This window comes from Pseudomonas sp., from assembly GCF_049590575.1.
Classification (GTDB): domain Bacteria; phylum Pseudomonadota; class Gammaproteobacteria; order Pseudomonadales; family Pseudomonadaceae; genus Aquipseudomonas.
Genome location: NZ_JBAWDE010000057.1, coordinates 1 through 12,716 on the forward strand (window position 1 = coordinate 1; position 12,716 = coordinate 12,716).

The 12,716-nt window shown below is 61.2% G+C and carries 12 protein-coding genes; 3 read left to right on the top strand and 9 right to left on the bottom strand.

The annotated features are described in order from the left end of the window. Positions 1–175: 175 nt before the first annotated feature. Genes WBR57_RS04140 through WBR57_RS04150 form a run of 3 tightly spaced genes read right to left on the bottom strand, consistent with a single transcriptional unit; the run spans position 176 to position 2,762 of the window. Entirely contained in the window at positions 176–1,357 is a 1,182-nt protein-coding gene (locus tag WBR57_RS04140; protein ID WP_424082385.1) for an acetyl-CoA C-acetyltransferase, read from the bottom strand. Positions 1,358–1,368: 11 nt separating this feature from the next. Next, the gene (locus tag WBR57_RS04145) at positions 1,369–2,028 is read right to left on the bottom strand and encodes a CoA transferase subunit B (RefSeq protein ID WP_003211625.1); all 660 of its coding nucleotides are present in this window, start codon (positions 2,026–2,028) and stop codon (positions 1,369–1,371) included. A 35-nt stretch (positions 2,029–2,063) separates the two neighbouring features. Continuing rightward, the gene (locus WBR57_RS04150; RefSeq protein WP_131699992.1) at positions 2,064–2,762 is read right to left on the bottom strand and encodes a CoA transferase subunit A; all 699 of its coding nucleotides are present in this window, start codon (positions 2,760–2,762) and stop codon (positions 2,064–2,066) included. Positions 2,763–2,896: 134 nt separating this feature from the next. Between WBR57_RS04150 and WBR57_RS04155 the strand changes: the two genes are divergently transcribed. Next, positions 2,897–3,802 (top strand): LysR substrate-binding domain-containing protein, encoded by a 906-nt coding sequence (locus tag WBR57_RS04155; protein ID WP_424082387.1) that lies wholly within the window; start codon positions 2,897–2,899, stop codon positions 3,800–3,802. 62 nt (positions 3,803–3,864) lie between these two features. Here the strand turns inward: WBR57_RS04155 and WBR57_RS04160 are convergent, their stop codons facing one another. The 4 genes from WBR57_RS04160 to WBR57_RS04175 form a co-directional block, all read right to left on the bottom strand. Next, positions 3,865–4,194 (bottom strand): hypothetical protein, encoded by a 330-nt coding sequence (locus WBR57_RS04160; protein ID WP_424082389.1) that lies wholly within the window; start codon positions 4,192–4,194, stop codon positions 3,865–3,867. Between the two features lie 533 nt (positions 4,195–4,727). Next, positions 4,728–5,573 carry an NAD-dependent protein deacetylase gene (locus tag WBR57_RS04165; RefSeq protein ID WP_424082391.1) on the bottom strand — a complete coding sequence of 282 codons (846 nt, stop codon included), beginning with the start codon at positions 5,571–5,573 and terminating at the stop codon, positions 4,728–4,730. A gap of 8 nt (positions 5,574–5,581) precedes the next feature. Beyond that, complete coding sequence (locus WBR57_RS04170; RefSeq protein WP_424082393.1) at positions 5,582–6,022, bottom strand: CBS domain-containing protein; 441 nt, start codon at positions 6,020–6,022, stop codon at positions 5,582–5,584. Positions 6,023–6,154: 132 nt separating this feature from the next. After that, positions 6,155–8,104, bottom strand: a complete 1,950-nt coding sequence (locus tag WBR57_RS04175; protein ID WP_424082395.1) for a DNA topoisomerase III — start codon at positions 8,102–8,104, stop codon at positions 6,155–6,157. Between WBR57_RS04175 and WBR57_RS04180 the strand changes: the two genes are divergently transcribed. Next, the gene (locus tag WBR57_RS04180; protein WP_424082397.1) at positions 8,103–8,267 is read left to right on the top strand and encodes a hypothetical protein; all 165 of its coding nucleotides are present in this window, start codon (positions 8,103–8,105) and stop codon (positions 8,265–8,267) included. The genes WBR57_RS04175 and WBR57_RS04180 overlap by 2 nt on opposite strands. Before the next feature lie 65 nt (positions 8,268–8,332). On the opposite strand, the gene WBR57_RS04185 is transcribed toward WBR57_RS04180, so the two are convergent. Together WBR57_RS04185 and WBR57_RS04190 are read right to left on the bottom strand one after the other, a co-directional pair. After that, positions 8,333–9,955, bottom strand: a complete 1,623-nt coding sequence (locus WBR57_RS04185; RefSeq protein WP_424082399.1) for an MFS transporter — start codon at positions 9,953–9,955, stop codon at positions 8,333–8,335. A 64-nt stretch (positions 9,956–10,019) separates the two neighbouring features. After that, positions 10,020–11,666: a GMC family oxidoreductase gene (locus WBR57_RS04190; protein ID WP_424082401.1), complete on the bottom strand. Its 1,647-nt coding sequence runs from the start codon at positions 11,664–11,666 to the stop codon at positions 10,020–10,022. A 129-nt stretch (positions 11,667–11,795) separates the two neighbouring features. On the opposite strand from WBR57_RS04190, the gene WBR57_RS04195 reads away from it, so the two are divergent. Beyond that, entirely contained in the window at positions 11,796–12,689 is an 894-nt protein-coding gene (locus WBR57_RS04195) for a LysR family transcriptional regulator (RefSeq protein ID WP_424082403.1), read from the top strand. Positions 12,690–12,716 lie beyond the last annotated feature (27 nt).

The following is a 12,716-nucleotide window of genomic DNA, read 5'->3' on the forward strand; positions in this document are numbered from 1 at the left end:
TGTGGGAGCGGGCTTGCTCGCGAAGGGGGCGTGTCAGTTGGCGCATCCAATAACTGACCCACCGCATTCGCGAGCAAGCCCGCTCCCACATTTAGGCTGTGTTTTTTCAGGCATACCGCATAAAGAAAAGGCCTGGTTTTCGTGGAACCAGGCCCTTTCCGTGTTGCTCTTTAAATCAGCTGCGCTCGAGGGCCAGGGCCACGCCTTGGCCGCCGCCGATGCACAGCGTGGCCAAGCCTTTTTTGGCATCGCGCTTGATCATTTCATGCAGCAGGGTCACCAGCACGCGGCAGCCCGAGGCGCCGATCGGGTGGCCGATGGCGATGGCGCCGCCATTGACGTTGACCTTTTCCGCATCCCATTCCAGCTCTTTGCCGACTGCCAGGGATTGCGCGGCGAAGGCTTCGTTGGCTTCGATCAGGTCCAGGTCGCCCAGACTCCAACCGGCTTTGTCCAGGCAGCGGCGGGTGGCGGAGACCGGGCCGATACCCATGATCGCCGGGTCGACGCCGGCATTCGCGTAGCTGGCGATACGCGCGAGTACCGGCAGGCCGAGGGCCTTGGCCTTGTCGGCGCTCATCAGCAGCACTGCGGCGGCGCCGTCGTTGAGGCTGGAGGCGTTGCCGGCGGTCACGCTGCCGTCTTTCTTGAACGCTGGCTTGAGTTTGGCCAGGGACTCGGCGGTGGTACCTGCGCGTGGTTGCTCATCCACGGCGAAGGCCACCGGCTCGCCTTTGCGCTGGGGAATCAGGATCGGTGTGATCTCGTCGACAAACCGCCCAGCCTCAATGGCGGCGCTGGCTTTTTGTTGCGACGCGGCCGCAAAGGCGTCCTGGGCTTCACGGCTGATACCGTATTTGTCCACCAGGTTCTCGGCGGTGATGCCCATGTGATAGTCGTTAAACGCATCCCACAGGCCGTCGGTGATCATGCTGTCGATCATCTTCGCGTGGCCCATGCGCAAACCGGTGCGCGCGGCAGGTAAAACGTACGGCGCCAGGCTCATGTTTTCCATGCCGCCGGCGATGATCACCTCGGCGTCGCCACAACGGATGGCTTGGGCGCCCAGGTGCAGGGCCTTCAGGCCCGAGCCGCAGACTTTGTTCAAGGTCAGGGCCGGTACGGCGTGGGGCAGGCCGGCGAGGATCGACGCCTGGCGTGCGGGGTTCTGGCCGCTGCCGGCGGTGAGGACCTGGCCGAGGATCACTTCATCGACTTCAGCCGGGTCCAGGCCGGTCTGCTCCAGCAGGCGACGGATCACGGCGGCGCCCAGTTCCGGTGCCGGGATAGCTGCCAGCGAACCTTGAAAGCTGCCCACGGCGGTGCGGGTGGCAGCAACAATCACGACGTCTTGCATGGAATCTGTCCTCACTGGAAGTGCATTTCTGGAACGTGGTCCGGGACGATCAGTTTACCGGCGGTCTTGCTCACAATCTCTTCAACGCTGACGCCAGGTGCGCGTTCCTTGAGGACAAAAGCGCCATTTTCGATTTCCAGGTATGCGAGGTCCGTCAGTACACGCTTGATGCAGTTGGCGCCGGTCAGCGGCAGGCTGCATTGGCTGAGCAGTTTCGACTCACCGTCCTTGGACGCGTGGGTCATGATCACGATGATGTTTTCCGCGCCTGCCACCAGGTCCATCGCGCCGCCCATGCCCTTGACCAGCTTGCCGGGGATCATCCACGAGGCGATGTTGCCCTGCACGTCCACCTCAAACGCGCCGAGCACGGTGAGGTCGACATGCCCGCCGCGAATCATGGCGAAGGACTCGGCGGAGGAGAAGATCGAAGCGCCGATGCGCGCGGTCACGGTTTGTTTGCCGGCGTTGATCATGTCGGCATCGATGGTTTCTTCAGTAGGAAACGGCCCCATGCCCAGCAGGCCGTTTTCCGATTGCAGCATTACTTCCATGCCTTCGGGGATGTAGTTGGCCACCAGGGTCGGGATGCCGATGCCCAGGTTGACGTAGAAACCGTCCTGCATTTCGCGGGCGACGCGTTGGGCCATTTGTTCGCGGGTAAGCGCCATGGTTTTTTCCTCTTATTGTTCGGGCGGGGGGCGGATTATTTGCGCACGGTGCGCTGTTCGATGCGCTTCTCGAACGTGCCGCAGATGATCCGGTCGACGTAGATGCCAGGGGTGTGGATCTGCGCCGGGTCCAGCTCGCCCGGTTCGACGATTTCTTCGACTTCGACCACGGTGATCTTGCCCGCGGTGGCGGCCAGCGGGTTGAAGTTCTGGGCGGTGTGGCGGTAGATGACGTTGCCGAAGTGGTCGGCTTTCCAGCCTTTGACGATGGCGAAGTCGCCGGTGATCGACTCTTCCATCAGGTAAGGGCGCCCGTTGAACTCGCGGGTTTCCTTGCCTTCGGCGACCGGGGTGCCGACGCCGGTGGCGGTAAAGAAGGCCGGGATGCCAGCACCGCCTGCGCGCATTTTTTCGGCCAGGGTGCCTTGGGGGGTGAGGACCACTTCGATTTCGCCGCTGAGCAGCTGCTTCTCGAACAGCGCGTTTTCACCCACGTACGAGGCGATCACTTTGCTGATCTGCTTTTCTTCCAGCAGCACGCCCAAACCGAAACCGTCGACGCCGCAGTTATTGGAAACCACGGTCAGGTCGCGGGTGCCTTTGCGTTTGATCTCGGCGATGAGGTTTTCCGGAATGCCACACAGGCCAAAACCACCGGCGAGTACGGTCATGCCGTCCTCCAGGCCTGCCAGTGCTTCCTCGTAGGACGCCACGCGTTTATCGAAACCTGCCATATGCACCTCTTTTATTATGTGTGGGGCCAGCCAATGACGTGAGTGTTGCGCCGACGCATTGATTTGTTAAGTTGTTTTTTAAGGTTGATTGATTTAAAAAACAGCATAGTCGAGCCTTGGTCCGGAGCAGCTTCATGACAGTTAAACAGATGCGCGCCTTTCTCGCCGTGGCCCAGAGCCTGAGTTTTGCCGCTGCTTGCGAGCGCTTGCATCTCTCTCAATCGGCGCTGAGCCTGACCATCAAGGGGCTTGAAGAAGGCCTGGGCGGGCGCTTGTTCAGCCGCAATACGCGCAATGTCGCGCTCACCCCTGAAGGCGAATCGCTGCTGCCCCTGGCACGTCGGCTGATTGCCGATTGGGACAACGCCGAGGATGAACTGCGCCAGCGTTTCACCTTGCAGCGTGGGCGGGTCACGGTGGCCGCGATGCCGTCGTTTGCAGGCAACCTGTTGCCGCCGATCCTGAAGATATTCCGCGCACGTTACCCTCAGGTGAATGTGACGGTGCATGACCTGATCAACGAGCAGGTGCTGGAGATGGTCCGCGACCGCCAAGTGGAATTGGGCGTGGCGTTCGAGCCGTCGGAAAGTTCGTCGCTGGTCTTCACCCCACTGTACCTGGACCGCTTTATTGCCGTGGTGCCGGGTGACTCGCCCTTGGCGCAGCGTGGCGAGATCGACTGGAAAACCCTGCTGGAGCAACCCTTCATTACCCTGCAACGGCCTTCCACGGTACGCGTGATGCTCGAAGAGCACCTGGGCGCCTTGCAGATGAAGTTACCGGTCGCTCTGGAGAGCCATCAACTGGCGACGGTGGGCAAGATGGTCGCCAGCGGCTTGGGGGTCAGCGCCGTGCCGGCGTTGTGCGCACGGCAGATGGAGGAGGCGGGCGCCCGGTGCATCACCTTGAACGGCCCGGTCATCGAGCGGCCGATTGGCGTATTGAGCAAACCTGGGCATGAACTCTCGGCGGCGGCGCAGGTGTTGTTCGATATCTTCCGCGAGGAAGCAGCGAAGGGCAGGTTTCCCGCGTTGTTGTAATGCAGGAAATAAAAAGCCCGCTCGATCAAACGAGCGGGCTCATATATTGAGTGGCGCTGTTATCAGCAGTATCTATCAATCACTTTAACGTGCGATTGGCCTTTAAGGTTCTGCCATTCGGTATTAAGTGTATGGAACACTTGCTCGATAAAGTTACGATCGGCCGCGGCTTTCTTGCCGACATAACCCTGACCGCGGCGGTACATCTTCAGGCGCGCCGCCAGTTCACGGTGATTGCGGTCGAACTCGGCTTCTTCGGTGTGGGGCGCCAGGCAGTCAATTTGCACTTCGCCGGATTTTCCAATCCACAGGATATGGTCGTCGAGTGTGTCTTTCTGCGCTGCGAACATCTCAGCCAATTCATCGATAGTTGGTTGGTTGTTCAGATTCATAGTGTAAGCCCCTTGACCAGTTGGCGATCTATCAGTTGATTCCGTTAAAACTGCTTAGTTGTCTCCGGCTTCGAAAACCGGGCGTCAGTGACGGTCTGCCGAATACGGGCAGGGTCTTGAACCTGATGCATGTAGTCTTGCTGATGAACTGCTACGCAATGGTTTCATAACGAAGACAAGCAGCGTTTGAGCTCCTTGTACCGAACCTTGCGGGCCGGTCAGCTTCATCAATCTGCCTTGTGGGCAGTGCACATCCGGAAAAAACAGCTCGGCGGTCAGACGAGCTCTTTCAAAACACGTGTTACCAACGCTCCCGATCCGGGAGACGTCTAGATCATGCAAGGACAAAAAGCCTACGTCAACGATTATGTAGTGATTATTTTAAGGCACTACATAAATCGTTGTCGGGGCGGGAGAATACGGAAAAACGTGACTTGGGCGTCATTTTCTGGCGGTACAGGTCGCGGGGATGGTTTGCGGCGAGTCGGTTTCCTGTGGCAAGCCCGCTTGCCACAGGAGGCCACTGTTCAGTCTCAGCTCAACCGGTCTACAAGCAATGGCAATAGCCGCTCGCAGGATGCCTGGATCTTCACCTGCAACAGCTCATCCCCACGGGTTTTGCCCAAGTTGATGGCAATCACCGGCTTGCCTTGTTCGACCATGGCCTTGCACAGGCGAAAGGCTGAATAGGCCATCAGCGACGAGCCCACAACCAGCAAACCGTCGGCATGCTGCACCGCGCTCATTGCCCTGGCGGCTGTCGCCGGCGCCACGTTTTCGCCAAAGAACACCACATCCGGTTTCAGGCGCTCTCCACCGCAATGGGGGCAGCGCGGCACCTGGAAGTGTTCTTCAAATGTCGGGTCGAGCAGGGTGTCGCCGTCGGGCGCCTGCACGGCATGTACCTGCGCCAGGTACGGGTTATCCATTTCCATCTGCCGCTGAACCACATCGCGGGCACTGCGTAGTTGGCAGTCCAGGCACAGCACCCGGTGCAGGCTGCCATGCAGCTCGATCACAGCATGGCTGCCCGCCTGGTCATGCAGGGCATCGACGTTTTGCGTGATCAGCCCGGCGATGCACTGGCGTTGCTGCAGCGTCGCCAGTGCCAGGTGGGCCTTGTTCGGTTGCGCAATACGTACCCTCGGCCAACCCAGCATCGCTCGCGCCCAGTAGCGGCGGCGCGCCTGTGGGGTGGCAAGGAATTCCTGGTACATCATCGGCGCCTTGCCGCGCCGCACGCCTTCGCTGTCGCGATAGTCAGGGATGCCCGACGACGTGCTGATCCCTGCACCGGTCAACACCACGAAGCGCCGTTCAGCCATCGCGCGTTGCAGTATGTCCAGGTGGTCTTCTTGATGTTCCAGTGTGTCGAGCATGGGGTCCCCTATTCGCCGCGGATGTACTGCTCCAGCTGTTTGATCAAGTCGGCCTGTTCGGCGATGGCTTCTTTTACCAAGTCTCCGATCGACAACAGGCCCAGCAGTTTGCCGTCTTCGACGACGGGCAAGTGGCGCAAGTGGCTGTCGGTCATGATGTTCATGCACTCATCGACACTTTTATGGGTATCCACGGTGATCACAGGCGAACTCATCACCTCATCGACCCGTGTGGTGACCGACGACAAACCTTTGAGAATGAGCTTACGTGCGTAATCCCTTTCGCTGATGATCCCTACCACTGCGCCTTCCTTGACGACCGGCAAGGCCCCGACGTTTTTCTCCGACATCCGCACCAGCGCTTCAAATACGGTGTGGTCCCATTGGATGGTATGGACGTCCTGGTTTTTCTGGTCCTTGGCTTTGAGCACTTGTGCAACGGTTTTCATGGCGGCCACTCCGGTGTTGTTGTTTGGAAGTCAGCGGGTCCCCTACAGAATCCTAGACCGCCTACGCCGGGGCAAGGTCCAAAGCGGCGTTAAACCCGTCGAAAAACGTCATTTGCCGGATTTTTTCAGTGTTTACCCGGTACTTGTCGGCTTTTTGGCCCGTTTGGGGCTGGCCGCCGTCTTGCTCTTGGTGGACTTGCGCTTGGTTTTCCAGGGCGTGGCACCTCGGCCTGCCGGGCTCGCGGGCCCGGTAATGGTCATGCGCATGCCGTTGCAGCGGGCCACTTGTTTACTCATCCAGGCCGCCTGTTTGGCGACGAATTCTTCCAAACTCATTTCACCGCTTTGCACCATGTCCAGCGCCTGCTCCCAGATCGCGGTGGTGCCAGGGTCGGCGATAGCCCGCGGCACCGCGTCGATCAGGCTGAACGCTGCCGGTGTGGCCGACAGCGCCTTGCCGTTCTTCACCAGGTAACCACGGTCCAGCAAACCCTGGATAATCCCGGCACGTGTGGCTTCGGTGCCAATGCCGGTGGTGTCCTTGAGCTTTTGCTTGAGCAGCGGGTCCTGCACCAGCTTGGCAACATTTTTCATCGCCTTGATCAGGTCGCCTTCGGTAAAGGGCTTGGGCGGCTGGGTCCACAGGTCCTTGAGATTGACCTTGGCCACCGCGTAATCCTGGCCCTGTACCAACCTTGGCAAGGCTTGAGGGGCAGGCGCTTCACGGCCCTTGGCCGGCGCCAGCGCTTCGGGCAACGCGCGTTTCCAGCCGGGCTCGATCACGACTTTGCCCACGGCGCGCAAGGCCTGGCCTGCGCAATCGAAATCGGCCTGGGTGCGATCAAACTCATGGTTGGGCAGAAATTGCGCCAGGTAACGCGCGCGAATCAGGGTGTAGACCGCGCGATGTTTGCCGGTGAGTTGGCCGACATCCTTGCCGGCCCCGGTGGGAATGATGCCGTGGTGGGCGCTGACCTTGGCGTCGTTCCAGGCCCGCGAGCGGCGTTGCGGGTCGATGTGCGGCATCAGTTCATGCACCGCCGCATCCGCACGGCCCAGCGCCGCGAGTATTTTTGGCGCCTCACTGTGCTGGCTCAGTGGCAGGTAGCCGCAGTCGCTGCGCGGGTAGGTGATGACTTTGTGGGTTTCGTAGAGGGATTGGGCGATATCCAGGGTTTCCTGGGCGCCCAGGCCGAGTTTCTTCGAGCAGATTTCCTGCAGGGTGCCGAGGTCGAAGGGCAGGGGGGCCACCTCGCGCATGCGTTCGGTGCGCAGCTTGACCAGCCGCGCGCTCGCGGCATGGGTCATGGCGGCGGCAGCCTCGCGGGCCAATTGCTGATTAAGGCAGCGGCCCTGGTCATCACAGGCATCCTCCGTGGCGCGCCATTGTGCGGTGAAGGTCATGCGCTCGTGTTGCAGGTCGACATCGATGGCCCAGTACGCCACCGGCACAAAGTCAGCAATGCTACGGTCGCGGTCCACCACTAGGCGCAAGGTCGGGGTTTGCACCCGGCCCACCGGCAACACGCCCTGGTAGCCGGATTGACGCCCCAGCAGGGTAAACAGGCGGCTCATGTTCATGCCGATCAGCCAGTCCGCGCGGGAGCGGCCCAGGGCCGAGTGATACAGGCTGAAAGTTTCGGCGCCGGGCTTGAGCGCGGCCAAAGCCTTGCGAATGGAGGCATCGTCCAGCGCCGACAGCCACAGCCGCTGGATCGGCCCGCGGTAGCGGCAATGCTCCACCAGCTCGCGGGCAATCATCTCGCCCTCCCGGTCGGCGTCGGTGGCGATCACCAGTTCCTGGGCTTCCCCCAGTAAACGCTTGACCGCCTTGAACTGGCTGGCGGTCTTGGGCTTGACGCGCATCTTCCATTTATCGGGGACGATCGGCAGGTCGGCGAGTACCCAGCGCTTGTACTTGGCGTCGTAGGCATCGGGCGGGGCGGTTTCCAGCAGGTGGCCGATGCACCAGGTGACTGTGATGCCACTGCCCAGCCAGCACCCGTCGCCGCGCCGATTGGCGCCGAGTACGGCCGCGATATCCTTGGCCTGGGAGGGTTTTTCACAGAGGTACAGCCGCATGGTCATCACATCAGATCAGGTCGATGCCTGGCAGGATGCTGAGTCGGAGCGCTTTGATCAACCTTTATCTGTATGGATGTACAGCAATATGTGTGTTTATCACAAAACAAATGTGGGCGCGGGCTTGCTCGCGAAGGCGGTGTGTCAGTCAAAAGTGCAGTGACTGATGTACCGCTTTCGCGGGCAAGCCCGCTCCCACAGGGGATTTCCACTGTTCAGGAGATCGGGTCAGTTGTTATCGATGTCCACGTGCCGGGTTTCCTTGAGGCAGAACAACCCGACGATCAGGCTCACCCCGGTCACCACCACCGGGTACCACAAGCCATAGAAGATATCGCCGGTGTACACCACCAACGCAAACGATACGGTCGGCAGGAACCCGCCAAACCAGCCGTTACCGATGTGGTAGGGCAGGGACATCGAGGTGTAGCGAATGCGCGTCGGGAACAGCTCTACCATCAATGCCGCCAGCGGGCCGTAGCACATCGCGGCAATCAGGATCAGCGCGACGATCAGCACCACCACCATGGTTTTGTTGACCTGGGCGACGTCCGCCGAAGACGGGTAGCCGGCCAGGGTAACGGCGCCGCGCAGGGCTTTTTCGTCGAACCCGTCGATACGCACGTCGCCCACGCTCACCTGCACCGGGCTGCCCGCCGGGGCGGCGGCGCTGCTGTACGGCAGGCCTTGCTTGACCAGGAACGTCTTGACCTTGTCGCACGGGCTGTCAAATTTCGCCTTGCCCACCGGGTCGAACTGGAAGGTGCAGGTAGCCGGGTCAGCCAATACGGTGATCGGCGCCTGGCGGCTGGCCTGGTCCATCGCCGGGTTGGTGTAGTGCGCCAGGCCCTTGAAGATCGGGAAGTACAGCGCAGTCGCCAGTAGCAAACCAAGCATCAGCACCGGCTTGCGCCCGACTTTGTCCGACAGCCAGCCAAACAGGATAAAGAACGGCGCGCCAATCACCACGCTGATGATCAACAGCATGTTGGCCAGGGCCGGGTCCATTTTCAGGAATTGCGTGAGGAAGAACAGCACATAGAACTGCGCCGCGTAGAAGGTCACGGCTTGCCCGCCGTTGATGCTGAACAACGCAATCAGCACCACCTTGAGGTTTTCCCATTTGCCGAACGAATCGCGGATCGGCGATTTGCTGGCCTTGCCTTCTTCTTTCATTTTCAGAAAGGCCGGCGACTCGTGCAGGCTCAAGCGAATCCAGGTGGAAATACCCAGCAGCACGATGGAAAACAGAAACGGAATACGCCAGCCCCAGACTTCAAACTGGTCACCGGTGAAGTAACGGCAGGCCAGCACCACCAGCAACGACAGCAGCAGGCCGAGGGTGGCGGTGGATTGAATCCAGCTGGTGTGCAACCCGCGTTTGCCGGCCGGCGCGTGCTCGGCCACATAAGTGGCGGCGCCGCCGTACTCGCCGCCCAGGGCCAGGCCTTGCAGCATGCGCAGCACAATCAGGATCACCGGCGCGGCGATGCCGATGCTGGCGTAGGTCGGCAACAACCCGACGCAGAACGTCGCTACGCCCATCAAAATGATCGTGACGAGGAACGTGTACTTGCGCCCGATCATGTCACCCAGGCGGCCGAATACCAGCGCGCCGAACGGTCGCACCACAAAGCCGGCCGCAAAGGCCATCAAGGCAAAGATAAACGCCGTGGTGTCGTTGACCCCAGCAAAGAATTGCTTGCTGATCACCGCCGCCAGCGCGCCGTAGAGGAAAAAGTCATACCACTCGAACACCGTCCCCAGGGACGAGGCGAAGATGACCTTTCTTGAATCATTGCCGGCGCTCGCGGTAACCGCCGAGCCCAGGGGTTGAGCATGTTCTGACATCGGGTAGCCCTCACAGTGATTATTTTTGTTGTTCCACTGTCGGCGCCAGGTGTGGCGCCGCTATTCAGATTGCATGAACCAGTTCTTTCTCCGGGGCGAGACTCCTTGTATTCGGCGAAAGGATCAGCTGCGCGGCCTTCTCCGCGATCATCAGCGTAGGTGAACAGGTATTGCCGGAGGTGATACGCGGCATGACTGAAGCATCGGCGATGCGCAGGCCCGGTACACCGTGAACGCGCAGTTGCGCGTCGACCACTGCGTCTTTGTCGTCGCCCATGCGGCAGGTGCCCACCGGGTGGAAAATCGTAGTGCCGATGCGCGCAGCGGCTTCGTGCAATTCTTCCTCGGTTTGCAGCGAATCCCCAGGCAGGTATTCCACCGGTTTGAATTGGCTCAGCGCCGGTGCGGCAACAATGCGCCGGGTCAGGCGGATGGCATCGGCGGCCACCCGCAGGTCTTCCGGATGGCTGAGGTAGTTGGGCCGGATCAGCGGCGCATCCGCCGGGTTGGCCGAGCGAATGTCGATGCGGCCACGGCTTTGCGGGCGCAGGTCGCAGACCGACGCGGTAAACGCCGGGAAGGCGTGCAGCGGTTCGCCGAAGCGCTCCAGGGACAGCGGTTGCACATGGTATTCAAGGTTGGCCGAAGCCTGTTCCGGGCCGGAGCGGGCAAACGCGCCGAGCTGGCTGGGCGCCATCGACAGCGGGCCGCTGCGGTCATACAGGTAGCGCAGGCCCATGCCCATTTTGCCCCACACGGTGCCGGCGATCTGGTTCAGGGTGCGGGCTTTTTCCAGTTTGTAGATAAGCCGCAGTTGCAGGTGATCCTGCAGGTTGCCGCCGACGCCGGGCAGTTCATGCAACACATCGATGCCGAGCGGTTTGAGCACGTGGGACGGGCCGATGCCCGAGCGCTGCAGGATGCCGGGCGAGCCGACGGAGCCGGCGCACAACACGATTTCCTTGCGCGCCTTCCAGCTCATCTGCTGGCCGTTTTGGCGCCCGAGCACTTTTGAGGCGCGGCCGTTTTCCAGCAGCACGCGGTCCACGTCCACTTCGGTCAGCACGGTGAGGTTGGGGCGTTGACGGATCGGTTTGAGAAACGCCTTGGCCGCATTCCAGCGCACGCCGGCCTTCTGGTTGACCTGGAAGTAGCCGCAGCCGTCGTTATCGCCTCGGTTGAAGTCAGTGATAGGCGCGATGCCGCTCTGCGCTGCCGCATCGCGAAAAGCATCGAGAATCGGCCAGTGCAGCCGCTGTTGCTCAACCCGCCATTCGCCACGGTCGCCGTGGAATTCGGCGTCGCCGGCAAAGTGGTTTTCGCTCTGTTTGAACAGCGGCAGCACATCTTTCCAGGCCCAGCCGGGGTTGCCTTCGGCCGCCCAGCCGTCGTAATCGCGGGCCTGGCCGCGCATGTAGATCATGCCGTTGATGGAGGAACAGCCGCCGAGCACCTTGCCCCGTGGGTAACTCAGCGCACGGCCTTGCAGGCCTTCCTCGGCTTCGGTCTTGAAGCACCAGTCGGTGCGCGGGTTACCGATACAGAACAGGTAGCCGACGGGGATATGGATCCAGGGGTAGTTGTCGCGGCCACCGGCTTCGAGCAGAAGCACGCGATGGGCGGGGTTGGCGGACAGTCGATTGGCCAGCAGGCAGCCTGCGGGGCCGGCGCCTACTACCACGTAATCGTATTCAGCAGCTGCAATGGGCATCTGGGGCCTCGCTTGTTTTTCTTATGGGGCCCATCCTAGTTGTTAGTTTTCGTCTTAAAAATGTTAGTTTTTACCCAGCTGCTGTGCGTTTTTAGACAGTGCAGCTCAGGCGCTTGCAAGGGAGGCAACATGTTCGACTGGAATGACCTGCGGTTTTTTCTCGAGTTGCAGCGCAGTGGCCGCCTGCTCACCGCCGCGCAGCGCCTCAAAACCACGCACGCCACCGTGGCGCGGCATATCGAGGCGATCGAAAAGAGCCTCGGCACCGCGCTGTTTGTGCAGCACGCCCAGGGCTACGAACTGACCCCATCCGGCGAGGCGCTGCTCAAACACGCCGAAGCGATGGAAAACGTCGCGCTGCTGGCCGAAGACGAACTCACCCATTCTGCCGCGCCCCTGGGCAAGATCCGCCTGGGTGTGGCCGAAGGGTTGGGCGTGATGTTTCTTGCCAGTCGCATGGGCGGCCTGTTCGAACGCTACCCCGGGCTTGAGGTGGAGCTGCTCGCGGTGCCGCGTTTTGTCAGCATTCTTAACCGCGAAGCGGAAATCAGCATCCACCTCGAGCGGCCCAGCGTCGATCAACTGGTCACGCGCAAGCTCACCGACTACCGCCTCGCGCTCTACGCCAGCCGCGCCTACCTGGAGCGCAACCCGCCGATTGAAAAGCGCGAAGACCTCGCCGCCCACTCATGGATCGATTACGTGGACGATCTGCTGTTCAGCCAGGAGCTGAAATTCCTCAGCAGCTTCTGCCGCAACCCCAAGGTGGTGTTTCACAGCACCAGCGTCATCGCCCAGCACCAGGCCGCGCGCTCAGGGCTGGGAATCGCCGTGCTGCCGTGCTTCATGGCCTCCGGCGATCCGGACCTGGTGCCGTTGCTGCCGGCGGAGGGGATACAGCGCAGTTACTGGATCAGCTCGCGCCGGGAGTTGCACAAGTCGGTGCGGCTGAGGGTGTTGTGGGATTACGTGGTGGAGTTGTGCGCGCGGGAGCAGCCCCTGTTGCTCGGCGAATCTACCTGAAGAAACCCGGGCGAATGTGGGAGGGGG

Coding starts and splice junctions, on each gene's coding strand:
- WBR57_RS04150 (WP_131699992.1), bottom strand. CDS start 2,762: ATGGCAGGTTTCGATAAACGCGTGGCGTCCTACGAGGAAGCACTGGCA.
- WBR57_RS04170 (WP_424082393.1), bottom strand. CDS start 6,022: ATGAAAACCGTTGCACAAGTGCTCAAAGCCAAGGACCAGAAAAACCAG.
- WBR57_RS04145 (WP_003211625.1), bottom strand. CDS start 2,028: ATGGCGCTTACCCGCGAACAAATGGCCCAACGCGTCGCCCGCGAAATG.
- WBR57_RS04195 (WP_424082403.1), top strand. CDS start 11,796: ATGTTCGACTGGAATGACCTGCGGTTTTTTCTCGAGTTGCAGCGCAGT.
- WBR57_RS04185 (WP_424082399.1), bottom strand. CDS start 9,955: ATGTCAGAACATGCTCAACCCCTGGGCTCGGCGGTTACCGCGAGCGCC.
- WBR57_RS04175 (WP_424082395.1), bottom strand. CDS start 8,104: ATGCGGCTGTACCTCTGTGAAAAACCCTCCCAGGCCAAGGATATCGCG.
- WBR57_RS04155 (WP_424082387.1), top strand. CDS start 2,897: ATGACAGTTAAACAGATGCGCGCCTTTCTCGCCGTGGCCCAGAGCCTG.
- WBR57_RS04140 (WP_424082385.1), bottom strand. CDS start 1,357: ATGCAAGACGTCGTGATTGTTGCTGCCACCCGCACCGCCGTGGGCAGC.
- WBR57_RS04165 (WP_424082391.1), bottom strand. CDS start 5,573: ATGCTCGACACACTGGAACATCAAGAAGACCACCTGGACATACTGCAA.
- WBR57_RS04180 (WP_424082397.1), top strand. CDS start 8,103: ATGGTCATCACATCAGATCAGGTCGATGCCTGGCAGGATGCTGAGTCG.
- WBR57_RS04160 (WP_424082389.1), bottom strand. CDS start 4,194: ATGAATCTGAACAACCAACCAACTATCGATGAATTGGCTGAGATGTTC.
- WBR57_RS04190 (WP_424082401.1), bottom strand. CDS start 11,666: ATGCCCATTGCAGCTGCTGAATACGATTACGTGGTAGTAGGCGCCGGC.